The 26056-nt window shown below is 45.4% G+C and carries 24 protein-coding genes; 3 read left to right on the forward strand and 21 right to left on the reverse strand.

What is annotated here, in order from left to right; all coding sequences use genetic code 11:
- Positions 1-150: 150 nt before the first annotated feature.
- From NV381_RS18990 to NV381_RS19060, 15 genes are all read right to left on the reverse strand, one after another.
- Entirely contained in the window at positions 151-1272 is a 1122-nt protein-coding gene (locus NV381_RS18990) for a YheC/YheD family protein (protein ID WP_258214849.1), read from the reverse strand.
- Positions 1273-1473: 201 nt separating this feature from the next.
- Entirely contained in the window at positions 1474-2631 is a 1158-nt protein-coding gene (gene aroC, locus NV381_RS18995) for a chorismate synthase (RefSeq protein ID WP_258214850.1), read from the reverse strand.
- A 197-nt stretch (positions 2632-2828) separates the two neighbouring features.
- Positions 2829-3419, reverse strand: coding sequence for a hypothetical protein (locus tag NV381_RS19000; protein ID WP_258214851.1), 591 nt, complete (start codon positions 3417-3419; stop codon positions 2829-2831).
- 279 nt (positions 3420-3698) lie between these two features.
- The gene (locus NV381_RS19005; RefSeq protein ID WP_258214852.1) at positions 3699-3905 is read right to left on the reverse strand and encodes a hypothetical protein; all 207 of its coding nucleotides are present in this window, start codon (positions 3903-3905) and stop codon (positions 3699-3701) included.
- 57 nt (positions 3906-3962) lie between these two features.
- A complete protein-coding gene (locus tag NV381_RS19010; protein ID WP_258214853.1) occupies positions 3963-4757 on the reverse strand; it encodes an SDR family NAD(P)-dependent oxidoreductase in 795 nt (264 codons plus the stop codon).
- A gap of 61 nt (positions 4758-4818) precedes the next feature.
- Positions 4819-5979 carry a UxaA family hydrolase gene (locus NV381_RS19015; protein WP_258214854.1) on the reverse strand — a complete coding sequence of 387 codons (1161 nt, stop codon included), beginning with the start codon at positions 5977-5979 and terminating at the stop codon, positions 4819-4821.
- A 73-nt stretch (positions 5980-6052) separates the two neighbouring features.
- Complete coding sequence (locus NV381_RS19020; RefSeq protein WP_258214855.1) at positions 6053-6373, reverse strand: UxaA family hydrolase; 321 nt, start codon at positions 6371-6373, stop codon at positions 6053-6055.
- A 36-nt stretch (positions 6374-6409) separates the two neighbouring features.
- Positions 6410-7336 carry a fumarylacetoacetate hydrolase family protein gene (locus NV381_RS19025; RefSeq protein ID WP_258214856.1) on the reverse strand — a complete coding sequence of 309 codons (927 nt, stop codon included), beginning with the start codon at positions 7334-7336 and terminating at the stop codon, positions 6410-6412.
- A 35-nt stretch (positions 7337-7371) separates the two neighbouring features.
- The gene (locus NV381_RS19030) at positions 7372-8145 is read right to left on the reverse strand and encodes an SDR family NAD(P)-dependent oxidoreductase (RefSeq protein WP_258214857.1); all 774 of its coding nucleotides are present in this window, start codon (positions 8143-8145) and stop codon (positions 7372-7374) included.
- Between the two features lie 28 nt (positions 8146-8173).
- Positions 8174-8929, reverse strand: coding sequence for an IclR family transcriptional regulator (locus NV381_RS19035; protein WP_258214858.1), 756 nt, complete (start codon positions 8927-8929; stop codon positions 8174-8176).
- A gap of 252 nt (positions 8930-9181) precedes the next feature.
- Positions 9182-10273, reverse strand: coding sequence for a mandelate racemase/muconate lactonizing enzyme family protein (locus NV381_RS19040; RefSeq protein WP_258214859.1), 1092 nt, complete (start codon positions 10271-10273; stop codon positions 9182-9184).
- A gap of 50 nt (positions 10274-10323) precedes the next feature.
- Complete coding sequence (locus NV381_RS19045) at positions 10324-11862, reverse strand: extracellular solute-binding protein (RefSeq protein ID WP_258214860.1); 1539 nt, start codon at positions 11860-11862, stop codon at positions 10324-10326.
- A gap of 65 nt (positions 11863-11927) precedes the next feature.
- Positions 11928-12839 carry a hypothetical protein gene (locus tag NV381_RS19050; protein ID WP_258214861.1) on the reverse strand — a complete coding sequence of 304 codons (912 nt, stop codon included), beginning with the start codon at positions 12837-12839 and terminating at the stop codon, positions 11928-11930.
- A gap of 152 nt (positions 12840-12991) precedes the next feature.
- Positions 12992-13873 carry a carbohydrate ABC transporter permease gene (locus NV381_RS19055; RefSeq protein WP_258214862.1) on the reverse strand — a complete coding sequence of 294 codons (882 nt, stop codon included), beginning with the start codon at positions 13871-13873 and terminating at the stop codon, positions 12992-12994.
- A 56-nt stretch (positions 13874-13929) separates the two neighbouring features.
- On the reverse strand, positions 13930-14787 hold the full coding sequence (locus tag NV381_RS19060; RefSeq protein WP_419182283.1) for an ABC transporter permease: 858 nt from the start codon (positions 14785-14787) through the stop codon (positions 13930-13932).
- Positions 14788-15203: 416 nt separating this feature from the next.
- On the opposite strand from NV381_RS19060, the gene NV381_RS19065 reads away from it, so the two are divergent.
- Complete coding sequence (locus NV381_RS19065) at positions 15204-17534, forward strand: helix-turn-helix domain-containing protein (RefSeq protein ID WP_258214864.1); 2331 nt, start codon at positions 15204-15206, stop codon at positions 17532-17534.
- Between the two features lie 1094 nt (positions 17535-18628).
- Here NV381_RS19065 and NV381_RS19070 read toward each other — a convergent pair.
- The 4 genes from NV381_RS19070 to NV381_RS19085 form a co-directional block, all read right to left on the reverse strand.
- The gene (locus tag NV381_RS19070; RefSeq protein ID WP_258214865.1) at positions 18629-19420 is read right to left on the reverse strand and encodes a LutC/YkgG family protein; all 792 of its coding nucleotides are present in this window, start codon (positions 19418-19420) and stop codon (positions 18629-18631) included.
- Positions 19417-20919, reverse strand: a complete 1503-nt coding sequence (locus NV381_RS19075) for a LutB/LldF family L-lactate oxidation iron-sulfur protein (protein ID WP_258214866.1) — start codon at positions 20917-20919, stop codon at positions 19417-19419. The genes NV381_RS19070 and NV381_RS19075 overlap by 4 nt, the downstream gene beginning before the upstream one ends.
- Positions 20900-21646, reverse strand: a complete 747-nt coding sequence (locus NV381_RS19080; RefSeq protein ID WP_258214867.1) for a (Fe-S)-binding protein — start codon at positions 21644-21646, stop codon at positions 20900-20902. Before NV381_RS19080 ends, NV381_RS19075 begins: the two co-directional genes overlap by 20 nt.
- An 866-nt stretch (positions 21647-22512) precedes the next feature.
- Positions 22513-23226 carry a FadR/GntR family transcriptional regulator gene (locus tag NV381_RS19085; RefSeq protein WP_258214868.1) on the reverse strand — a complete coding sequence of 238 codons (714 nt, stop codon included), beginning with the start codon at positions 23224-23226 and terminating at the stop codon, positions 22513-22515.
- Between the two features lie 266 nt (positions 23227-23492).
- Here NV381_RS19085 and NV381_RS19090 point away from each other — a divergent pair, with 266 nt between their 5' ends.
- The gene (locus NV381_RS19090; RefSeq protein ID WP_258214869.1) at positions 23493-24146 is read left to right on the forward strand and encodes an HAD family hydrolase; all 654 of its coding nucleotides are present in this window, start codon (positions 23493-23495) and stop codon (positions 24144-24146) included.
- A gap of 231 nt (positions 24147-24377) precedes the next feature.
- Here NV381_RS19090 and NV381_RS19095 read toward each other — a convergent pair whose 3' ends face one another.
- Both NV381_RS19095 and NV381_RS19100 read right to left on the reverse strand, forming a co-directional pair.
- Complete coding sequence (locus NV381_RS19095; RefSeq protein ID WP_258214870.1) at positions 24378-24680, reverse strand: YunC family protein; 303 nt, start codon at positions 24678-24680, stop codon at positions 24378-24380.
- Positions 24681-24965: 285 nt separating this feature from the next.
- Positions 24966-25154 (reverse strand): YqaE/Pmp3 family membrane protein, encoded by a 189-nt coding sequence (locus NV381_RS19100; RefSeq protein WP_258214871.1) that lies wholly within the window; start codon positions 25152-25154, stop codon positions 24966-24968.
- A gap of 335 nt (positions 25155-25489) precedes the next feature.
- Between NV381_RS19100 and NV381_RS19105 the strand changes: the two genes are divergently transcribed.
- Entirely contained in the window at positions 25490-25978 is a 489-nt protein-coding gene (locus tag NV381_RS19105) for a hypothetical protein (protein ID WP_258214872.1), read from the forward strand.
- The last annotated feature ends 78 nt before the right edge of the window (positions 25979-26056 follow it).

Consider the following 26056-nt stretch of genomic DNA (forward strand, 5'->3'; position numbering starts at 1 on the left):
GAACAGCTTATTTTGCTGTTTAGAGGGAATGTTCTGAAGGAACCGGAAGCTAGCACGTACATATACGGCCGGCCCCGGTTCTCTTCCCACTTAAATGTCGCCGCCATTAATGTTGCAAATAGCGTTGCCTACATGACATATCATACCTTATCATTTGGACGGTTTCCTTTTAGCTAAATATAGGCAGTATTGAATTATTCTTTGAACCGACCTTCGGCGGATTCCGGCCTCGTCGAATCTCATCGGTTTTGAATTCGCTTCGAAAAACCATAAACGGCCGTTCGTTTCGACGCCAATATCCATGGACATCTCACCTAACGTTCGAGCAGATGCCCTCTCAATCTGCTTGGCAACGATGAGGGCCAATTTACGCGAGCTTCCGATAATTTTATTGGCTTTGGCTGCACCGAAATTAGAGTTAAGAAGCTTTTTCGGGTCTTGAATGGATCCGCCTCGGGGCACATGGGTCGTGATGCCTGCTTTCCCTGCGGATCGTGCGCCAATGCCGCTTATCGACCATTTGCCTTTATTGTTTTTTTGCACGAGCAGCCGCAGATCAAAAGGCCTCTTTCTAAACCGTGCCAGAGCAATACCTTGCTGAGCGATATATGCCCTTCTCCCTGTTTTTCCCTTAAGCTTCCTCCATAGGCTGGATACATTGGTAAACTTAAAGATCAGCCGCTTGCCGTTTTCTTGTTTTATAAGTCGGTATTGAGCGCCCGCTCCAATCATTTTGCGTTCCACCCGCATGATACCTTTCCCCGCTTTCCCGCTCACCGGCTTTATATAAACGAGCGGACCGCGTTTGAATAACGAAACCAAGCTGTCTAATGTGAGCAGCTTCTTCGTTGCCGGAATGAAATGCTTCGTCTTGGACGACCGTGACAGCCACTTATATTGCGTCCATTTATCAAAGAAAAAAGGATTGAATAAGTGCACGCGCCGATCCCGTAAACAAGATCGAATTTCCCGCTGAGCAGCTGGCCGTTTTTCGTCTTTACGTTCCGGAATCCGGTTGTATACTACGTCAGGGAATGGAAATGACGTTCTGATGAACCCGTTCTTTTTACGCCTGTTATAATCGTACCCGATGATCTTTTTTTGTGATCGATTCAGATTGCCGACTGTCGTTACGAATACGGTTGCCTTTCTGGAATGTCCTTCTTTTATCAGTTCGCGATAATACTGCAAGTTTCCCCGTAATCGGTTTCTATTGGCGACAGTTAAGATCGCGATCACGGGGCGTCTTTTGTATGCTTGTACTGACGGCATATGCCTCATTTACCCCCTCGCTAAAAAATTTGCTGAAATGCCACGCAGGCACAAACTCAGCTTGTGTAACAAATTTATTTAGTTTCAACAGTCTATGGAAAGTTATTGTGGAAGGATATGGGTAAAAGTCCAATTGTAAGAACTACAGTACATTAAAACAAACAGACGCCCGTGCAGCATGGAATGTGCCCGGGCGTCCGGTTAATAACTGCGGACCTGCTGTATATAATGTTTATAATTCCGTTCTATCTCCTCATAGGAATCTCCGCCGAATTTTTCCAGAAATGCGCACGCTAGCTCCCAAGCGACCACATTCTCCATCACCACTGCGGCAGCAGGAACAGCGCAGCTGTCAGAGCGCTCGATCTGTGCGGCATAGGGCTGCTTCGTTTCAATATCAACACTGCTAATCGGCTTATATAGAGTTGGTATGGGTTTCATTACGGCACGCACAATAATCGGTTCACCCGTCGTCATCCCACCTTCGAACCCACCTGCCCGGTTGCTGGCACGTGAAAATCCGCTCTGTGAATCATACATGATTTCATCATGAACCTTGGAACCTCGTAACCTCGCCGCTTCAAAGCCAACCCCGAACTCACAACCTTTAAACGCTTGAATGGACATGACAGCTTGAGCAATTTTGCCATCCAATTTGCGGTCCCACTGCACATGACTGCCCAACCCGACAGGCACTCCATCGGTTGTTACCTCTATCAAGCCGCCAACAGAGTCTCCCGCTGCTTTTACCTCATCAATGTGCTGCATCATAGCCGCTTCAATGTCCTTATCTGCTGTACGCAGCGGCGACACCTCAGTGACCTGTCGAAGCTCCTTCGCCGACAGAGAGGCGCGCTTAGCCGATACTTCGCCAATCCGCAATACTTGGCTTCCAATATGAATGCCGAACAATTGAAGCAGGCTTTTTGCCGCTGCGCCGCATGCAACTCGAATCGTCGTTTCTCTAGCACTTGAACGCTCCAAAATATTACGCAAATCAGACTGATTATATTTCAACCCGCCATTCAGATCAGCATGTCCCGGTCGTGGTCTGGTAACAGCGCGCTTGACAGCCTCCTCTGTCGGCTCCACTCCCATAATCTGACTCCAATGATTCCAATCCCTGTTCTCAACCACAAGTGCGATTGGAGCACCGGTTGTCTTGCCGTGCCGCACTCCTCCGACAATTCGGACTTGATCACTTTCAATCTCCATCCGTCTGCCTCGTCCATAACCTTTTTGCCTCCGCTGCAGCTCTATATCGATCTGTTCTGCAATAAGACCAATATTGCTGGGCATTCCTTCTATAATTGCCGTCAACTGTGGCCCATGCGACTCGCCTGCTGTTAAATATCTCATTTTCCGTATCCCCCAATTGAGTGTTCTTTTGATAATTCTGATTATAAGTCCAATTGTAGACATAAAGAAAATAGATATCTTTAATGAAATACATAGACATTTTAAATGTCTAGTTCAAACAAAAAAACCGCCGGAATTAATTCCGGCAGTCCTTATTATATATAACAAGCAGGATCGAATCTTAAGTGCAAAGTTCCTTACACAAGCATAAGCTGCTTGAAATTCTGCATCACAATGAAATAGCGAAATTTATTTAAGTCAGCTGCCGAAATGTAATTAATTTCAGAGCCGTAGCGGATCGTCTTCTCCATAATGTGCGCATAACGTACAATTAATCGCATTCGTATAGTTTCATCATCGCAAAATATCGTACTCTCATAAACCTCATTTAATTTTACAGTAAAATCATCAATCTCGAACCCAAGACTTAAACAGCTCACATCGGATATACGTACAGCTCTTGTCTTAAAATCTTCAGTGATCGTACCAAAGGTGTTTAATTTAAAGCTCTTGACGGTTTTATGCTCTTCCCCGAACAGCTCATCATACTTTCTGGCAGGACTAGCCTCTATATGAAAAATTTCAGAATCAGCAGGAGCCAAAACGACCTTTAATTTAGAAATATGCAATACTATGGAAAGCTGCCGTCTTTGAAAATCAAAGCATAACACTTTTTCACCTAAACCAAATGCGGGTGATTTCGAGAGCTCAATTTCCATAAAATCTTCTTCGTAACCAATTATGCCGTGATAAATCTTACCTTTGTGCAGAATTTGAATCTGTTTCATAAAATCACCTCCCTGTCTTATATCTCTAATATAGAGGATAAACTTTTAAAAAGTTTGAGACAGATATTAGGAGATTATTAGATTTTATGACTGAATCGTCGATAATTTGTCGGAATTCCTTTCAAACGTTAAGAAATTATTTTATTTTAAAGGCTCCCCTTCAGGAAAAAACTATTGGGGGCTGTCCAAAAGTCCCCACACAAATAACAGGAAAATGTCGAGTTAATGGCTCCGAAAATATCGTTCCAAACCATTTAACTGGAATTTCTCATGCTAATTCTACGTATTTTGGCTCATATCATCCATAGCGCCTATATTAGCCTGAGCTTTTCCAGTTAGATTGATTTCAAACGATATCCAGGCTGAATTAACGTGAGGATTTCCATTTATTGTATTTCTTTCGGCAGCCGCCCGAAAATCCCAGTCCCCTCGAAAGCAACCTTTGAACATCGGTTCTCTCGCCATCACCTTAAGCAGCATCCACAAGGGGCAGCCACCTAATAGCTTAAGCTATTAAGTGGCTGCCCCTTTGTATAAACAATATTAATGCTCCATGTGGTCTTCAGGCTGCGCTGCCTTAACAGTCAAGCCTCCGTCTACCATCAGCAAATGTCCATTAATCTGCATGGCCTCATCTGATGCCAGGAATACAACTGCGTCACCGATCTGCCTGGCTGTTCCAAGCCGTTTCATCGGATTAGCCTCTACTTCTTGGGCACGAATACGCGGATCTGCCAAGAAGTCTGTGCACATATCCGTATCGACCGTGCTTGGTCCTACAGCATTCACGTTAATGTTATATTTACCAAGCTCAATAGCCATTCCCTTGGTAAGCATATTAGCTGCTGCTTTGGAGGATTGATAATGCGGAATAACCGGGCTTGTAACGACAAGGCTTGCTGTCGACAGCACATTGATAATTTTGCCGTAACGCTTCTCAATCATCGATTTGGCAGCAAGCTGTGAGCACATAAAGATGGACTTTACATTGGTGTTGTAAGTCCGGTCCCAAGTTTCCTCGGTAACCTTCATAAAAGGTTCAAAAGGAGCAATACCAGCATTATTAACCAAAATTTCGATATCCCCAAGCTCCTGCTGAACCTTCTGGAACATGGCCTCCACCTGCTCCTTATTGCCCACATCCGCCTGAACAACAATTGCTTTACTACCCAGCGCTTCAACCTGCTCCTTCACATTCTCTGCTAAAGAACGGGAACGGTCGGACGTATAGTTAATCGCAACAAGGGCTCCCTCTTCAGCCAACCTAATTACGATTGCTTCGCCAATCCCCCGGCTCCCGCCCGTTACTAGAGCTACCTTACCACTTAATCTGGCCATTGCTGATTTCCTCCTATTAATTTTGCGTTAGCAAAACTAGCATCGAACGTACTATTTTATATTAAAGACTAGGTCCAATTCGGTTAATGCTGAACTCCGTATGGCCGAGAATTTCTGCCTTAGTCAGTTTACCGTTTGCCACCTCTTTGATTTCATTCCAGATCAGCTCTCCGGCATCCTCCAGGCTTATTGTGCCAGCCAGCATGTCGCCTACATTAACATCCATGTTATCGCTCATCCGCTCGAACATCCGCGTGTTTCCTGTGATTTTAATAACAGGAATAACCGCTGAACCTGTCGGCGTACCGCGTCCGGTTGTGAAACAAACCAGATGAGCTCCACCTGCAGCCATTCCCGAAACGCACTCAATATCGTTGCCGGGGGAATCCATAAAGTATAAACCATTTTTCGGGATCGTCTCGGCATACTCTACAATGCCCTGAATAGGTGCATTGCCGCATTTACTAATACAGCCAAGGGACTTCTCCTCGATTGTCGTCAAGCCGCCCGCAATATTACCGGGACTTGGGTTGCCTCCACGCATATCGGCACCCATCCGCTCTACTTCCTTCTCAAATCGGTTAACGATATGATACAGCTCTCCAGCAACTTCCTCTGTTGCACAGCGGGATGCCAGAACATGCTCCGCACCGATAATTTCAGTCGTTTCACCGATAACAACGCCGCCGCCCAATTGAATAAGCGAATCGGCAGCAGCACCTAAAGCCGGGTTCGACGCTAATCCTGAGGTTGCATCAGAACCGCCGCATTTCACACCAATGATAAGCTCGCTGAATGGAACCGGCTCAGGCTGCATCGCATTCAATTGCGCCTGCATCTTCTTGGCAATCTCAACACCGTGCTGAATCGCCTTAACCGAGCCTCCGACAGATTGAATATCGAATACTTCTACCAGCTTGCCTGTAGGCCGGATTGCATCGGCAAGCTCATTAGGATCTATAACCTCACAGCCCAAGCTGATAATGATAACTCCGCCAACATTCGGATTTCTCCCGGTCCCTGCCAACACATCGAATGTGCGCTCTTTATCCGCACCAATCTGGCTGCATCCATGCTGATGGGGAATTGCGACGGTTTCAGGTACCATCTGGGAAATACGGCTGCACACTTGATTAGCACAAATGACTGTCGGAATAATGAGCAAATGATTGCGGATTCCTACCGTGCCATCAGGTCTTCTATATCCCATCATATGATCCATTTTGTTTACCTCCTATGAGCTTCGCTTGTTGAGCGAAACTGACTTTCGTTAGCATGATCTAAGTATTGATTCTCTAAGACTTTACAGCCTGGTCTCCCCGGCCGCGTATACCTTCAACGTTGTGCACATGTACATGCTGTCCGGCCTGAATGCTAACTGTCGTTCGACCGATGACTTCTCCATATTTACGGATATCCGTTCCTTCCGAAGCATCCTCTATTGCAAATTTATGACCGAAAGGAATCGGATCAATTAGCGTCAGCTCTCGTACTTGATCCTGAACGCGGTATATTATTTTTTGCCCTTGCTGCAAATCCTTGATTGCCGTAGCTACGTGATCGCGCGCGTCCATTACCAATGCGTCAGCGCCCGCCTCGATATGATGACCTGCCATGTTTATTACACTCCTTCGTGTTTCGCCTGGCGAAACTTACTGTGCAAGCTTTTGCTCATCTACCAAACGATTGGTCAGAGAACCCAGCTTGTCGATTTCAATGGTCACAACATCGCCGTCCTTCAGGTATACCTGTTGAGACTCAGGCAAGCCCAGTACTACACCCTCAGGAGTACCTGTCAAAATCACATCGCCCGGAACCAAAGTCATGTGCTGGGAAATGTAGCTGACGATTTCATCACAATGGAAAATCATGTCAGATGTATTGGAATTTTGGCGAACTTCTCCATTAACGATACAACGGATACCCAAGTCGTTCGGATTGCCTACTTCATCTGCTGTTACAAGATAAGGACCTAATGGGCTGAAGCCGTCGCAGCTTTTGCCAAGCAGCCATTGCTGCGTGCGCAGTTGAAGATCACGAGCTGACAAATCATTAACATTACAATATCCGAATACATGGCTCAAAGCGTCCTCTTTGGACACATACTTCGCTTTCTTGCCAATAACGATTACAAGCTCCGCCTCATAGTCGACTTTGCTGGATACTTTTACAGGAAGCGGAACGTCTGCGCCATGACCGGTTAAAGTGTTATTAAATTTATTAAATAAAATCGGGTATTTCGGAATCGCTGCTCCCGTTTCTTCAGCATGCTTACGGTAGTTAAGACCTACACAAATGATTTTGTTAGGATGCGTAACGCAAGGTCCAAGAGTCAGATCCGATTCATTTAAAACATAGCCGGATTCAGCACCTGCTGCTGATAGAGCTTGGTTTACATAGGATTGAAGAGATTCTACGGCTGCTGCTCCGCCATCGATGACTTCATGCACCGTTTGTGCTACGGATTGGCCGGCTGCAGCAGGAACCTTTTGCAATGCAGCGGAAATATGTACAACGCCTTGTTCGGTTTTAACGCCCAGCTTTTGTTGACCATTTTCGATAAAAGTTAGCAGTTTCATCCTCTTCATTCCTCCATTAGTTAAATAATTAAATTCTAAGAATCCTTGCCAAAAACTACACCACCATCAATGTACAACGGAGAGCCCATCATGAAACGCGATTCGTCTGAAGCCAAGAACAAGGCCGCTTTAGCAACATCCTCAGGTCTGCCCAGATCGCCGCTTAATTGACGTTTCTTCAACCCTGCGATAGCTTCCTCAGGATCATCATACGAGGTGCGCAAATAATTTTCTACAAAAGGGGTTAAGATGGTTCCAGGCAGCAGCGCATTGACACGAATTTGGTAAGGTGCATAATCAACCTGCATCGATTTGGTCAAAGCAAGCACAGCGCCCTTGGTTGCCGAATAAGAAGCGCGGCGAGCCAAGCCGATCTCAGCAATACATGAGGACATATTAATGACAGAGCCTTCACGGCGTTCCATCATATGAGGAATCACATACTTGCTTGGCAAGTACACACCTCGGATATTGATGTTAATAACACGGTCCCATGCATCAGGCTCCACCTCATGGATCGCACCTACACCGCTAACGCCTGCGTTATTGAACAGTACGTCGATACGGCCATAAGCTGCGATCACTTGATCAACCATCGCCTTGACGGATTCGGGATCCGTAACATCGGCTTGGATAAAGATAGCATTGCCGCCAGCCTGTTTGATTAGCTCAACCGTCTCCCGGCCTTTTTCCTCCATTAAATCATTGACGATAACTGTAGCGCCTTCCTTTGCGAACAAAAGGGCTGAGCTCTGTCCGATTCCCGAGCCTGAGCCAGTAATTAAAGTGATTTTATCCTGCAATCTCATAACTGCACATCCTTCATAATAGATTGAATTATGACGTACTCTGCGATAATCTTGCTGCCAATGCACATATCTCACGTTGTGCCAGCTCTCGTTTCTGTTCCCACTCATGCTGGAACATGGAGCAGCTTATCGCAGCGATTGCCTTCCCTTCAGCATCATGCACAGGCGCTGCGACACAGCAAAAGCCCATGACCGCTTCTTGCAGGTCAAAAGCATAACCATCCGCGCGTACAATTTCCAGCTGAGTCAATAATTCGCTGCGCCGATTTATCGTATGCGCCGTCGGGCAAGGCTCCAGCTGCTCTTGCGGAAACAACTGCTCCAGCGTTGACATATCCAACGATGCGAGCATCGCTTTACCCAGCGCTGTAACATGCGCCGGCAGCTTCATGCCCGGCTCCGAGGCCAAGCGTACGGGAGACGGCATCTCCTCCTTGGCTAAATAAAGCACCTCGTGCTGCTCCAGCTTAGCCAGTTGGATCGTCTCTTGAATCGTGTGCTTCGTCACAGCAGCTTCCTTGCGGAAACGATCAATCAAGCTGAACTGCTTGAAAAAAGCGTTTCCAATGAATCCCAGCTTAGCTCCTAACGAGTAAGTGCCTTCCGACTCCCGCACTACCCACTCCAAAGTCTCCATGGTGTTCAACAAAGAGAACATCGAGCTTTTGTTAATGCCGAGATTGTTCGATAAATCAATAAGTCTAAGCTTCGAAGGCTGTTCCGAGATCATCTGCAGTACATCGTTGGCCTTTTCCAAAGCCGGAACCCAATATTTCTTTTCCATTGCGTCCTCCCAAGCTGAAAGACAATTACGGTTTACTATAATAAACCTTAGTTTTGTATAATCTACAACTAGATCGTACCACCGATAAAAAACGGTGTCAACTGGTTTTAGCCTTTTTCAAACAACATTGTTTTCAATCATTCTAATCATCATTAAATCAGCAAAACGAGCACCCCCTCCACCTGTTCAGTGGTCTGAAGTGCCCCTCTCAATAAATCCGTTATCCTATTAAATTGTTATCCCGATTTCACCTTATTTGACTACATGCAGTACACTTTCCATCTTCTCTTCATCCAAATCTATTCCAAGTCCAGGTCCATCCGGAACGTGAATGAAACCATCCTCGATGACAAATTGCTGAGTTAAAAATTGCTCTCTGATGCTTTCTTTCTCAATGGAATATTCATAATAGCTGGTACATTCCGGTGTGCTCGAGGCCAAATGGAGGGCAGCGGCAAAGCCCACGCCACGGGTTGTATTATGCGGTACATAATGAATATTAAACGCACGGCATAACGTAGCAGCCCGCTTCGCGCTCAATATCCCACCGCATTTGATCGGATCAGCGGCATACAGATGGCATGCGCCTTTGGCAATGAAATCGCGGAAGGTGAAAATATTCCAGTCCTGCTCGCCAACATGGATCGGAACGGGCAGCGTGCTGCACAGCCGCACATAGGTATCCACATCGTAATAAGGGCATGGCTCTTCATAATGATGAATATCATACTGCTTGATCTTATCAAAGAGCTGAACAGCTTGAATGTACGTGTAGGAGCTGTTGCCATCAACCATCAGCTTGCAATCGGGTCCAATTTCCTCTCTGACCCTCCGCACTTTCTCGGCATCTTCATTCAGATCAACCGGCAGACCCGTGCCGAACCGCGGACCTACCTTGATTTTAACAGCCTTAAACTGAAATCTGTCCAATCCTTCACGCAGCTTGCCTGTCTCCTGATCGTTACTCAGATCTCTGCTCATGCTTGAGCCGTATAAAGGAATCGTTGCTCTATACTTCCCGCCGAGCAGATTATACAAGGGCTGGCCCAGAAATTTGGCTTTTGCATCCCATAATGCAATCTCTACACCGCTATAGGCTGCTGCCAGCAATTGTCCGGATATTTTATAATGCTTTCTCATAATCTTTTCTTCAATTCTTTCGATATCAAAAGGGTCCATTCCAATCAGCTGCGGCTTAATAACGCTCTCGATGATTTGCAAGACCGAGTCGACCTGCATGGGACTGCATTCGCCATACCCTGTAATCCCTTCGTCCGTCTCCACTTTTACGTAGAACATTCTTTGTTCAATCCCCACATAGGAAACTACATTAGTGACCTTCATTCCTCGCTCCTCCAGACCCATATCAGCACTTGGTTAAACAGCTGCAATGGTTACTTTTTATTGGGATCTTTCGCATATTCCTGACTGAGCTCCTCAATCACCTTATCTCCGCCAGCTTTAGTCCACTTATCCAATACATCCTTCCAGCCCTTCTCGTCCAGCTCGCCCATGATGTATTTAACGCGGCCATCTGTAATAATTTTGTTTAATTCGGACCCTTTGCTGACCAAGGTAGGGGTAATGTAAGCAGCTGCGGGGTTGATCACAAGGTTTTTCTCTACAGCCTTTTTGGCAGCTTTATATTTAGTCGTATATTTGTCGAATTCTCCTGGCATCGCACGCGACCCATCCGCTACCTGTAAAGCCTGTTGGAGATGGATGACCTCCGAAGCATATTTCGTATCCTGCTCCGGCGTGCGCTTCGCCTTACCGTTATCTACCGAATAATGAACACCCTGAATGCCCCATTCAAAAATATTTTGACCGGTCTCATCAGACAGCTTATCGAAATAAGCCAAAATTTTACGAAGCTCAGCCTCTGTTTTCACACTTTGCTTTGGAATCAGGAATGCCCCGGACCAGCCATTATCCATAAGCACCTTAGTCCCCTTCGGACCATTCAATGTACTCGAAACATCCAGCTCCGCTTTAGGGTTAATTTTGAACAACTCGGAATGTCTTGTAATAAAGTCGGGATCACCCAAGCGAAGGCCGTACAAACCTTTGTTAACATTATCAATATTTTTCACTCTCGTTGTAATGGCAAAGTCAAGATTGATCAGCTTCTCCTGATAAAGCTTGCGATAAAAATTCATAGTATCCATGTATTCCTTGCTGAATGCGGTTGGAATCAGCTTACCGTCCTTAATATCATACTCATTCCCGCCGCCATATGCCGCCATAATAAACTTGAAGCCGCGAATCGACATTTCCTCGCCCATACCTAAAGTATCATTTTTACCGTTTTTATCCGGATCGTTCAAGGTATAAGCTTTGATAACATTGTAAAGCTCATCAACTGTAGTTGGCGGCTTTAAGCCTAAGGCATCCAGCCAGTCCGTCCGGTAAATCATCCCGTCTCCTACCAGGGATCTGCTTCGGAACATATAATAATTTTTACCATCAACGGCCGTGTTCCTCAGAACATCCTTATTCATCGCTCTTTCCAGATTCGGATAATCCTTCAGATACGATCCAATTTCCCAGAAGTGGCCCGCACGAATCGCATTGATGATAGGCATTGGCTTATTATTGACCAGGATCACCATAGGAAGCCCGCCCGAGGCGACTGTTGCATTCAGTTTCTCATCATAGGTGGAGCCCGGTACCCATTGAATTTCCAGCTTCGTGTTGGTATGCTTCTCAATTGCTTTAATGATCGGATCATCAGGGCGTGGCGGCTCGGCCAATACACTCTGGTTCATCATCGTAATGCGAAAGGGTTCATTACTCGTTGCCGTCGGCTGCTTGTCTCCTTGAGGAGCCGTACTTCCACTACTTCCTGCGCTGCAGCCAATAACGCTTACACTGAAGGCTGCAACTAAGCTTATTAACGATAGATTGCGCAATTGATTTTTAGATTTCAACATACTTGATCACCCCTTAGTTGATTTATTAAAACTGCGATCTCTATAAGGCCAGCCCCTGCTCCAGCTTAAACCGAAATGCCATCACGGCCTTTTTTACCAATATCCAGCTTGTCTCTAAGTGCTTCTTCTTCCAAATTGCCGGAGAAAAACTGGCTCGCATTATAAATATAATGAAACCCGGTCTTGATCGCGATAGCATAATGGCTTCTAGGCTCTGTATCAAGAACTGCCGCCAATTCCTGCTGTGACACCTCAGCACCATTCCGGAGAGCTGCTGTCAGCTGCAAAATCGGCTCATTCCGATCATAAAAATTCGGTTCAACAACAAATCTTTTGACTTTAGCAGGGTCAGGAGTCACTATCGCATTGGCATAACGGTCCATATGAATAATTTGCTCCTGATGACGCGCGTACAGCTTATCCATCCAGCCTTCGATATTTTCGGTATCCGGAATAAAGGTGTGCATTTCAATTAGCGCTCTTTGATGCAGAATCCGATAAAAATCCGTCAATGCGGTTATGTTAAATTCGGCGGCAATCGGCAAGCTCTCTATCCCTTTCTCGAAGCTCGCCATTTCAAAATGAAACGGAGTATTGTGCCTCTTGGCATAGAGCTCGCTAAAAATGAAGGCATCATGATAAATACTGCAATCGGTCGGAAATTCCGTAGATTCCGGTTCATGCTCTCTGAATACCGGCTTCATCTGCCGGTCCGCTGCTCTGTGAGAGAGCCATCCCAATATAAAAACCAGCTTGTAATCCAATCGGTCCTCAGCTGTTCTCGTTTCCCACCTCGACCGGTAATCCTTCAACAAATTTACAGTGAACTTATCGCCAGACCGTGTCACACTCCCGAATTGAGCAAACTGTGGAAATTTTTTACCAACCTCCTTGAATGAAGCGTGGATATTTTCCGACGCATACATAAGATTAAAGCAATCCTCCAGCACCGCTGTATGTGTTACGTGTTCTGACAATGAAATCACTCCTCTGATTCATTTTTGTATTTCGACCGCTGGTTAAGCTTCCTTCCAAATTCTAGGGCGACCGGACTCTCACCATTGAGCTGGCTGCTTTCATCTCTCATCACCTTCGTCTATGAATTAAATGTGAGCTTGCTTGGTGTATGCTAGCCTTTTACGGAACCTATCATTGCCCCCTTGGCAAAATGCTTCTGAAGAAACGGATACACACAAAGAATAGGGAGCGTGGAAATAACGATGACGGCCATCTTGATGATTTGAGCAGGAGGAACGATATAATTTTGATCAAATGCGGTGGAATCTCCAATTCCTCCTTGCGCTAATATAACGATTTGCCGCAGCCATACCTGTACAGGCCACATGCCGTTATCATTGATATAAAGCACTGCCGAAAAGAAGGAATTCCAGTGTCCAACTGCATAGAACAAAGAGAACGTAGCAATCGCCGGCAAAGAAAGTGGAATGACAATCTGCCACAGTATCCGCAAATCGTTACAGCCGTCTATTTTAGCCGCTTCCTCCATGCCCTCGGGCATCTGTTGAAAAAAGTTTTTCAAGACGATTAAATTAAAAGCGCTTATCGCTCCCGGCAATAATAGCGCCCAATAGCTGTCCAGAAGACCTAAGGTTTTGACAACCAGGAAGGTCGGGATCATCCCCCCGCTGAAAAGCATCGAGAAAATAACCATCAGCATGAGCGGCTTCCGCCCGTCCAAATCCTTTCTGGACAACGGATAGGCCATAAGGCAGGTGAATAACAGATTAATCAATGTCCCGGCTATCGTTATGAAAACCGTCACACACAGACTTTTCAAAATCACATTCGAAGAGAAAATATACCGATAGCCCTCCAAAGAGAATTGAGTTGGAAACAGGACGAATTTCTTCATGATCATTTCTTCCGGGGCCGTTAAGGAACCGGCTAATACATAAATAAAAGGCAGGATCGTAGCTAAAGCAAATAAGGATAAAAAAACATAATTAAACGCATCAAACAACCTGCTGCCCCACGAGCGGTCTTCTACCATCAGCCTGCACACCTTTCTTTCTTTTTGTATAATCTCCTATTGACTGACGAGCGGGCTTAGTAGATTCCCTCTTCACCGGCTTTTTTTGCCAAGAAATTAGCGAGCAGCACTAAAATTATGCCAACTATAGATTTGAACAAGTTAACAGCCGTCGCATAGCTGAAATCGCCGCCTTCAATTCCTTTTCTATATACATAGGTATCGAATACTTCCCCAACCTCCGTATTCATCGGATTCAGCATAAGAAAAATTTGTTCAAAGCCCGAGTCCAGAAAGTTGCCTAATCTTAGTATTAACAGAATGACGATCGTGCTTTTAATCGCCGGAAGTGTCACATGCAGAAGCTGATGCCAACGATTAGCCCCGTCAATTCGCGCAGCTTCATATTGTTGAGGATCTACGCCTGCTAAGGCAGCAAAAAACAGGATTGTCCCCCATCCGGTTTCCTTCCAGATAACCTCGCTGATGATCATGCTTCTAAACCATTCCTTACTTAGCAGGAAATTGATTTTATCTCCGCCAAAATAGACAAGCATATTGTTCACAATTCCGTCTTCTGTAGTAAACAAGATGTAGGCAATCCCTACTACAACTACCCAGGATATAAAGTGGGGAATATAAATCAGAGTCTGAATGAACCTTTTGAACAATTCCTTGCGCATTTCGTTCAACAACAGAGCAATCATGATGGGCAATGGAAAAAAGAAGAACAGGTTGTACACAGCCAAAATAATGGTGTTCTTAAAAATTTGAATGGTAGACTCATTGTCAAAAATCGTTTGAAAATGCTTCATGCCAACCCAGCTGCTATCCCAAAAGCCTGAAAAAGGCGAATAATCCTGAAAAGCAATTAACACACCCCACATGGGCAAATATTTAAAAAGAATGAAATATAGGACGCCTGGAAAAAGCATGAAGTACAACCACCGATTTTTGATGACCCTTTTTATCCATGGCGTGCGTAAAGTTCGGGCTTGGCTCAACCCTTTGGTTAAACTAATATTCAAGACAAGACCCCTCCTGTTCTGTTCTATTGTGTAGATTTCTATTCGGCTTCGGCGGTTCGAATCGGTTTATAAACTGACCTTAACATGAGCGTGAATGACTTGATAGAATCATTAGAGAACCTTTTAAAAACCCTTACACAAGCAGCCATGCAGCCTTGAAATAATCCATAGCATGTCAGCGCATAATCCTTAAAGAGACAAATACTTATCTATTACAAGACCAATTAATCCTTAGGTGACATCATTAAATTCTTTATTAAAAAAGCAAGTATGCATATAATAAAGTAAGCGCATTCAAATCAATCAGAAAATAGGGGTGCCCCATGTTCCGCTTGAATAAATATTTGACAAAGCTGCTTATATTTAGCCTTTGCTTGAGCACGGTTCCTGTTATTTTACTCGGAAGCATCTTCTATAACCGTGCAACAAATTCCATTCAAGAAAAAGTTAATGAAGGAAATGTGCACATTCTGGAGCTAACACGCCTGCGTGTAGAGCAAGTATTACAAACCGTAGAACGATCACTCGAAAGATTGGCGGATAGCAGCAGTGTGGTAGAATCGCTCGACACCTATATAACTCCCACCAAATTTCAGCTATTCGGCGAGCTGACCCAAGCCATGTACCGGGTGCAAACTTTTGATGTAGGTGTTCAGGATGTGCATTTAATCAATTTGCAAAAAGGATGGATCATCAATAACAGCGGCTTTTACAGCTTTGATGAAATCAATTATAAGGAGCGCTTCAATCAGTACGTCAATATGACGGAATCCAAGTTTTGGACTAGTGAGCAGAGCGGCTTAACCAAGGACAACCGTTCAAGCTCCAACCGAGTAATAAGTCTTGTGAAGAAAATACCGGCCAATTCAGATCATCCCTCAGCCATGCTCATTGCTGAAATCTCCAGCCGGGAGCTATCCAATTTAATCAGTAAAAACAATTCGCTTGGCGAGGTTATCATTTTCGACCGAACCAATCATATTTTAGCGATGCAAAACGAGAATTTCAGCGGTCAAAACTCGGATATACAATCGCTTTACGATCAGCTGTCGGGTTCAAAGCTATTGCCAGGAAATTTGGTAACCTCTCTCAATGGAAATGAAGTAGGCATCGTGCATCAGCAATCTACTTATAACCAATGGGGTTATTTATCGATCATCCCTCTGGAGGAAATATACAAGGAATCCCGTAAAACGGGGTGGATTGTGCTTATCTCCTGCCTGCTTCTGCTGCTATTAAGCATTCTCATCTCCCTGCTGGTTTCCAGGAAACTGTATACACCGATCCGCAGGCTGCAGGAATCCTTCAAGATGCCTTCCGGTTCCATTCATGCAAGCGGGGATGAACTCCCTGACAAGCAAGACAATGAATTCGATATGATCAACAAGAGCATTTCGCATATGCAAACGCTGCACAATCAAATGTCCCAGCAAATCAACGGACAGGTTAAGCAGCTTCAGGAGCTGTTCGTTCTAAAATTGCTGCAAGGGGAGCTTAAACCATCGGAAATTAAAGAGAAGCTGCCCATATTAATGAGCGCTCCTCCCTATCAATTAGATTGGTTGGTCGTGTTTGCCTTGCAAATCGATACGCTGGAGGGAAGCCGTTTCAAGGAAAGGGATCGGGAGCTTCTGTTGTTTGCCATTAACAATATGATCAATGATATTATCCCTTACAAGCAGCGCCTTCTTCCCATCACCATCCACAAACATCAAGTTACAATCGTCTACACCAATCATCATTCAGCAGAGCAATTCAAAGATTTTACCTACGCTATGGTAGAAAAAATCAAATTGGAAATCGGCCGCTACTTGGGCATTCCTATCAGCATAGGAATCAGCAGACCGTATAAGGATATTAAAGATGCGCCTCACGCCTATGATGAAAGTTTGAAAGCTTTGAAAAACAGGCCGTTCACAGGACAAAATACTATTTTGTATTACGACCTTCAGCAGACAGGGAAAATCGAGCTTGGACACTTTCCTGAGGAAACGGAGAAGGCGTTAATTCAAGCTATTAAATATGCCGATGCAGATAACATCGATGTGCTGCTGGATCGTTTTCTCGATGAAATCGCTCATTATTGTACTACCTACAGCGAGTACCAGGTATCTCTGGTCCGATTCTTTGTTGATGTAACCCGGCTTATTCAGGATTCAGGGGCTGCATTCCATAGCGTGTTCGAAAATGATAAGCCATCCTTCGAGGAATTGTTGGAATTAAAGACAAAATCTGAAATTCAAGCCTGGTTTCAGCATCAAATGATTCAGCCCCTTCTCCCCTTATTTGAGGAAAGAAGAAGCACTAAATTCCAGAATATTTCCAGGGAAATCATTCGCATGGTACAAGAGGAATACGATACTGACCTTACGCTTGAAATTTGCGCATCCAGACTGAATTATCATTCCAGCTATATAAGCCGCGTGCTCAAAAATGAATTGGGGGTTAATTTCAGTGAATATTTGTCGCAATACAGACTGAATGTGGCCAAGGAGCTGCTGGAGGAAGGAAGTATGAAAATTTCAGCAATAGCAGAAAAGCTTCGTTACCATAATCCGCAAAACTTCATCCGTTATTTCCGTAAAATGGTTGGGATAACTCCCGGCAAATACCGGGAAATGTATGCTAATGAAGCGGATAGTCATGCGGAGTAGGCATGTTGCTGTAAAGGAAAAATGCCTTACGGCGTCCTTGGTGTACAATTTACGTTTATGCATTGGAGGGATAGATGTGGGATTTCGGCCGCTGTTGAAGTCGTGTTCCTTTGAATTGTAGGCTTGCAGTGGTTGGAACACGATCTTCAAAGGTAGGTTGCAGCTGCATACCCGAGCAGTCACCGAAGGTGACGACCAGGGCGGAGGCGACGACCAGAGCGGAGGTGACGACCAGAGCGGAGGCTATCGCTCCTCCCCAGTCTAGGAGGCGGGGCCGTTTCCCTCAGGAATTGCGCCCCATACCCATGCCCTCTTTTGTTCTACTCTTTGCTTGGCGCTGCTTCCTTGCTTATTAACCCGTAATCAAAGCATTCGCTTTACTACAAGACTCCATGTCGTGGCTGCTTCTACTGTGAGGAGGGGATATCAACTACCCTTTTCTTTCCAACGCGCGCTCGGGATCCGTGCGCGTTGTGGCGTTGCATGGTGGTCGGTCGAACCCCACAGCTTTCGGCTTTAGAGCTTGGGAATCGCTCCCTCTAGCTTACGCTTACTCTTACTCTTACACTTACTCTTACGGAACGTCACGCCGCTATTTGTCTTGTATCCTATCCAATTCATGATTTCACGGAACTACGATCCGCTATTTCGTCTCCAAACGGCCAAATTGCCTACATTTCAAGCAAATAAGGGATCGTACTTCCGTTTCACATGAATGTTCACGTGTGCACAATAAAATAGCGTACCCTCGTTCCTCAATCCTTTCAATTGGGGGCTAACCACGCTCAGTTGTTCGGGAGTTAACCTCTTTTGCCCATAATTGAGATAAATACGGAGCATTTCGAAGACGATGAACTATTTAAATTAGGGGTAAGCATAGCTCACTCCATACCCAAAAATATATAAATGGGGCTGTCCCAAAAGTGTTCGTATGAGTAAGCAAGTCCCAAATCTTATGCAAAATGACCTCCAATTCCACCTATAAAGTGGAGGTTGAAGGTCATTTTTACATAATAAATCTAGCATAAAGTGGGGGTTGAAAAATCATAAAATGACTTTTGGGACAGCCCCTATCCATCTTGTGAAAGGAGACCTCACTTAATTATTACAGCATACACCTTACCGGGACCATGAATCCCGATAGTCAGATCATTCTCAATATCGGCACTGCGGCTTGGGCCGGTTATCAGGTTTAGCGATGACGGATATTGCCGCGCATCGGATTTGCCTTTAGTAACATGGCCGAAGGCTTCGCCCATGCGGGTAACCAGCTGGTCCGCCCTGAAGACGGCGAACAAAATATCCGTGAGCAGGCTGACCGAGCGGCCATGCTCCGGCGAGCACTGCAGCACGAGTGTACTCGTGTTGGCGACAGCATAGTCCGGCCAGATGATCCCCATCTGGCATCGTTCCGTCCGCTGCAGCAGCTCGCTGCGCTTGGACCAGTTCGAGCTGGACTCCGCGTCATCGACATCGTCCAGCGGCAGAGCCGTCTCCGCTGCAGCAGCAGCCTGCTTCCACGGCACCACAGCGATGCCGGCGGCGGACAGCGCCTCATCCAGGCCAAGCCCGATGAGTCCCTCGTTTTCCCAACGGGAAACCTGAGTTACCTTAAGCTCAGCAGCTACCTCCTGAAGCCAAGCCCCAATCTTCTCATTCGCTTCAGCCTCATCGACGACAAGCACCTTTCCCGTCAACGCAGTCCAATTATCCGTGAATAATTCAATCTTTTCATCCGTTGTGCGCTCGATTTCCTTATAGAAATCGGGTGCTCCACGAAACGGATGCTCGGGAGCAGCCGCAGCTGGAGATTTACGGCCCAGCCTCGAAGAAATATTGCCGATAAACGCTTCGCGCCCGGTTATGTTACCTATGTTTGCACTCATTGGTTGTCACCTCTTTTATCAGCCGCGGACCCTGTAGGCGCCGACTTTCCTTTTGCCCCGTCTGCCAGCTCCTGCTGCAGCGCTGACCAGCGGTCGCGGAAGGATTGCTTCGGCTTCATAGGGAAGAAGCGCGATTGCGTCCAACCGGACATGGGGCCCGGTCCATTCTTGATGAAGCCTTTGCTGATGAAAGGCTTCTGCAAATAGTAGGCGGACTTCGTCGCCACTTTGTAGAGCGTGACGTTCCCAAACGCCGTTTGGAACGTCTTGAAGGCAGCGCGCTCGGCAAGTGGGGTCAGCCCCATCTTGACCTTGCGGGCGCGCAGCTGCACGAGCATATCGTGCAGCGGGATCTTCACCGGGCATGCCTCATAGCATGCCCCGCACAGGCTGGAAGCGTAGGCCAGCTGGCCAGCTTCCTTCATGTCCTGCTGCAGCAGCGGCGTCAAGACGGCCCCGATGGGGCCGCTGTACACGCTGCCATAGGTGTGCCCGCCCACGTGGCGGTACACGGGGCACACGTTCAGGCACGCTGCACAGCGGATGCAGTGCAGCACCTCCTGGAACACCGGATCGCCGAGCTGCGCCGAGCGTCCGTTGTCCAGGACGATCAAGTGCAGCTCCTCCGGTCCGTCGAGCTCACCCTCGCGGCGCGGTCCCGTAATCATCGACGTGTACGTCGTCAGCTTCTGTCCGGTCGCGCTCCGCGCCAGGAGGTTGAGTACGACCTCCAGGTCGTCGAAGGTCGGAACGAGCCGTTCCATCCCCATGATTACCACATGGGATTGCGGGATTGTGCTGACCATCCGCCCGTTCCCTTCATTGGATACAAGCGTGATCGAGCCCGACTCGGCAACACCGAAATTACAGCCTGTCAGGCCAATTTCAGCCTCAAGAAAATAATTGCGCAGCCGCTGCCTAGCAAAGTTGGCAAGCACCTTCGTCTCCGGCGGAAAGGTTTCGCCCGATTCCGTATTAAACAAATCGGCAATCTGTTGCTTATTTTTATGGATTGCCGGAATAATCAGATGCGACGGCGTTTCCTTCGCCAGCTGCAGGATGTATTCACCCAAATCCGTCTCAATCGCTTCTATGCCATGCTCTTCCAGATGATGGTTCAGATGGATTTCCTCTGACACCATCGACTTGCCTTTCGCCACCAGCTTGGCTTTCCGCTTCTCAGCAATATCCATAAATACCTTCACTGCCTCATCGGCCGTTTGGCAAAAGTAAACATGGCCCCCTGCCTTCGCAACATTATCGGTAAATTGAGTCAAGTAGTAATCGAGATTATCAATTACATGCTTACGAATCAGCCTCCCGCGTTCGCGCCAATCTTCCCATTGCCCGAAATCATCTGTCGCCTTCAGCTTTCCTGTCTTCAGCTTATCGGTTGTGAACGCAACCGCTTTGCGCAAAAACTCATCAGCCAGCGCTTCTTCCGTTCTTTTTTTCAAGCCTGTTCCGATCAGTTCCTTTTCATTTACGACCTGACTCACTTTGCTTCACTCCTTCCTCTAGCAGCTGCGCCAAATGCATGACACGAATCGGTTTATTATCTTTATTTAAACGTCCGCCGATATTCATCAGACAACCCATATCCGTACCTACCAGCACCTCGGCGCCAGTAGAACAAACATGGTTCGCTTTTTCGCATACCATAGCTTCCGACATATCCGCCATTTTCACCGCAAAAGTACCGCCGAATCCACAGCAATCTTCTTTTTTAGGCAGTTCAATCAGCTCGAGTCCTTTTACTTCAGACAAAAGCTTCCCCGGCTCTTCCTTCACACCCAATAAACGCATCGCATGACAGGACGGATGATAAGTTACCTTTTCATTCAAAACAGCACCGACATCCGTCACACCCAGCACATTCACCAAAAACTGCGAAAACTCATACGTTTTTTCTACCAAGTCCTCCGCCTTCTTCAACCATTCCGGTTCATCGGCAAAAAGCTGCGGGTAATAATGATGCACCATGCCTGTACAGGAGCCTGAAGGCGATACGACATAATCACTATGCTCGAATGCACGGATTAACCCCCGCGCTACCTCCCTGGCCTCATCCTGGTAACCGCTGTTAAAAGCAGGCTGGCCGCAGCATGTCTGCGCTTCCGGAAAATCCACTGTACAACCATATCGATTCAACAGCCTTACTACACTTTCCCCTACCTCCGGATACAATTGATCCGCCAAACAAGTAATAAACAAAGAAACGCGCATCGGATAACCTTCCTTTACTTTAAAGACTTTAGTTTGCTATTTCATTACAGTTGAGCAGCTTGATAAGATTTGTTCGCTCTACCAAGCTTCGATTTATTAGACGATTCAAATATCTAGTTATCAGGTTATCAGATAAGTTGTTTTTTGTGAAGTCCCAAGTGTATTTAGCATTCCGCTTTCCATATAAATACATACAAAGGCCCCTGTCTATTTTTCAATAAACAGAGACCTTCATTCAGAATTACTATTCACTTTTTTAAATTGCAGCTCCATTCATAGAACCTAAACAGCTTCTTGGGTTCAAAATATAACATTCATAATTGTTGGGTCCCCGCATGTCCTAATAGATTGAACATGCTTCGCTAACATTCTTCAATGGACTATCCCCTTTCCTCTCAAAATGTTTATTTTACATTCGACCACAGGGGTTCAGATTTGTTTTGGTACGCTTGCCTGCTGGGAGGTCAAGACTTGTACCCAAAAGCCCTGGATCGAAACTGGTAAACGAGGTGAAAGTAGCTGTAAGGTTTGTCCTTTTGTTAAGATAATATTAACGTATTGTTTGAATATTGTAAATATTCAGAATACTTTGTAATACAGCCTGAGACGCTGTTATGTCAAAAGAAATATGTATTTTCATGCCTATATTAACCATTTCTCCGTTTTATGCAGTGGTCTGCTGCTTGATTTTTACGGCACATTGCCTAATTTACGATTTGAAGTTTTATCTTATGTAAGAAAAGCTTCTGATCGAAGCCCTTTCGAGGAAGATACATTCGTGTCCTGGAGGTGGCTTTTCTTGCAATATTAGAAAGGTGAACCTTCGGTTCAAACTTATACTTCCTAATATTATAAAATAAACAAGATTACCTCTTCAAAAATTTCAACAGTACCTGCTCGACATGAAATAAATGACGGCGCATTGCTTCTTCAGCTCCTGCGGTGTCCTGATCGCGGATGGCCTCGAAGATCGCTTTATGCTCCTCCCATAGCTGCTTGGATACCGTTTTACTTGAATACATCTGCAGCCGTCTCGTTTCTCGTATCGCAGTCTGCATTTGTGTTGAGATGGAGTCAATCATTCGAGCCATAATGGAGTTGTGTGAAGCTTCCGCCAAGGTAAGGTGGAACAGCATATCCGATCGCTCACCTTCCTCTTCGTTACCCAAGAAATCCTCCATATTTTTAAGTACCGCTTCAAACTTGGCAATATCCTCATCTGTCCGCTTATCAGCAGCAAGCGCGGCATTAGATATTTCTAAAGCTTTGCGGGCCTCGATCAGCTCAATGACGGTTTCCCGGTTCATCAGCAGCGAATCAAATACGGGCAGATCTACATCCTGCGATTCAATGCTTCGAACATAGCTTCCTTCTCCTTGATGAATCTCCACCAATCCCATCGCTTTCAATGCGCTTAAAGCCTCACGCAGCGTAGAACGCCCCACCTGGAAGCTCTCTGACAGCTCCTTCGTGGATGGCAGCTTCTCACCCGGTTTTAAAGTGCCGTTGATGATTTGCTCTTTGATCTGATCGGCGATTACCTCATATATTTTACGTGATGAAATTTTTTGTATTTCCAAAATGATATCCCTCCTAATAACTCCTATTATACCGATCTGCCGACTTCAGTCCAATTCCCTACCTGAAATGGGCAAATCAATTAGAGCTATATGAGTCATTTCCATCTCCCCTTCATATTTCATCCAGTTGACATTTTACATATACTACCATATTTAGACTACAATTTTTTTGTCCCTACTGCATTTTTTTACTGCAATGTAGGGAGAGGCTGCCTAACTATGATAGGATTAAATAAATTCATTGGCGGAGGCAGGTGCAAGTGCGGATGGGCGAACAACGAAGGCGCATTCAAGGAATTATTTTTGATATGGACAACACATTATTAAAATCCTCTATAGACTTTCCAGCCATGAAGCATGCAATTTTCGATTTTTTGGTAGACCGGAAAGTACTTCCGGGTACCCTATCTATCGAGCAGCATACCACGGCCACTCTAATTGAACATGCCAAACAATTAGACATTAATGTCGAGTTGGAACAACAAGTTTGGAGCATAGCCTCCAGGTATGAGCTTGCAGGCATGAGAGGGGCCGGACTTGAGGTCGGAGTCCACGACTTTCTTGCTTCCATTCATACTAAGTATACGTTGGCAGTCGTGACGAATAATGCTCTATCAGCCGCTATGCATGCTCTGCAGGAAACGGGGATTGCCGATTATTTGGACCTAATTATTGGCAGAGAGCAGATGACCTCACTCAAACCGTCTCCTTCCGGCTTTCAATATGTGCTTGACCATTTTGCGCAAATTCCCAGCAATGATTGGATATCCTTGGGCGATTCGTGGATCGACGGCAAAGGCTCTATGGATGCAGGGATTCCTTTTGTCAGCTATCAAACCGATTTAAGCATCATGAAAAGCAGAGGTGTAGATGCAATTGGCCGAATTGATGAGATAAAGGAATTAGAGCAATTTCTCTAAAGAGTGGTGGCCACTATTCCAGTTATCGGATAAAACATAACAAACGCTATCAGTACAAAATATCCCCACAAAGTGGGGTCTTGCTTCGTAGTTGATTCAGAACCTTTGCGGGGAGCCCCGAAACATATAATTTCTATATATGCAAAAAAAGAGCATGCAGTTGAATAACAACAGCGCGCTCTTGCTCTTTGAATAAATTTCATTTACCTATGAAATAGTTAAAACACCTTGTTATTTCATTTTCAAGACAGCCTCTCTGCCTTTCATTCCCGGCACAATTCCAAGTTGCTCTGCTTCGTATGTCACCATTTCCAACGGAGCCTCCAGCAACTCTTCAATTGTACGCACACCGGTTGCCCGGGCAGCTATTATGTGTCGATCCTTGAGCCGCTCATTCAGCAAACCTACATCCAGCGCACCGCACATAATATACCCTTTGTCGGTAGTTACAACGAGCAGGGTTGTTTTCGGCAGCTTGACTTCAATAGCTAATGCTGTATAGCCGTCCAAGGAAATGGGTTCCACGCGCATCATTGTCAGCATCTCCTTTAGTCAGGAAAATAGTTGTATTATAACTATATGAATCTGGGCCGATGCACGTGAATCCCTATGCGCAATAAGGGCTAATGCTAGAGATAATATCGCAAAAAGCCGTCAGGAAATTGACGGTCCTTTTATGTGCAAACGCATACGTTTGTGGGGGAGGGAAATACGTTCGAGTCCATGCCTCAACCTTACCCGAAATTAAAATAAGGGATGAGCTTCGCTCACCCCTTAAATATAGATTCTGACGTGTTAAAAAACCTCCATCGCTGGAGATTAATTTCTCATAGATCTTGCCAGCTTTTCCATTCGTTTATTACTCTTGGCTTCACTCACAACCATAATTGCATGTATAACACCAGGGATCCAAAAAAAGCAGGTTAAAATTAAATTTAATAGAGCTTGAAATGGCTTTCCACAAAATAGCACAGCTACAGGAGGCAACAAGATAGCTAACAGATACATCTAATTCACCTTCCTCATCCATTAAAAATAATAGCTTCACATTTTTATTAATGCTAATTGTACCATAATCCAGCTATTCTCGACAGTCATTCCGACGGATGAGAGCAGCCTGATTTTTGCTGTTTTGATGGGAGAACAAGAAGATTTTAGAAATTAATATGGAAATCTGAATGCATGACCGTGCTAAAATTAACTCTCATTACGAATACTTATAATCTGGTGTTTTCTACACCGAACTCACGATTTCCAATGAAATAGGAAATACTTAAATGACATGCTACATTTTTCCTAGGAGAAATGATATAGTATGTAGTAGGTCAAAAGGAGGAGGCGCCATGAATCCGGGACAAAACGATAAGCGCAAATTTTTATTCAACGTAGATATCCTGATCGAAGAAGACAGCAACGGGCGTGCTCTTGAAAAGCTCCTTCATGTGCTAAACTCAACTGATATTCAAGATTATCTGATTAAAGAAGGGATTCTGTTAGGGAAAACCATTGAGATAGCATTGAGAGAAACTATTAGCAAAAAGAAGCCATCATCTAAAGAGACTCCGGCACTAACACCCAAACAGGATGTAGAACCCAAAGCGGGGAATGAAAATCCGCATCGTGATATATGGAAGCAGTTCCAGCACTTCAAGCAGAACAATACGTTAATCCGTTTAACCATCATCAAGGGGAAAGGTATTAAGCTAAGTATCCCTTGTCGAATTCTCAATGTCGATCTATCTACTGATAATGTTTCTGTCTATCATGTGGATGAGAAACAGGTTTACTTATTTAAAATCAATGAAATTGAAGACTTTGCCGTTTCCTCCTGACACTTGCTAGCACATAACATTCATTATTTATGCAAAAGGCGATAGGTTCGCATAAGGAGCACAAGCCCCTTCATGTAA

It is taken from the genome of Paenibacillus radicis (ex Xue et al. 2023) (assembly GCF_024722015.1).
Taxonomy (GTDB): Bacteria; Bacillota; Bacilli; order Paenibacillales; family NBRC-103111; genus Paenibacillus_S.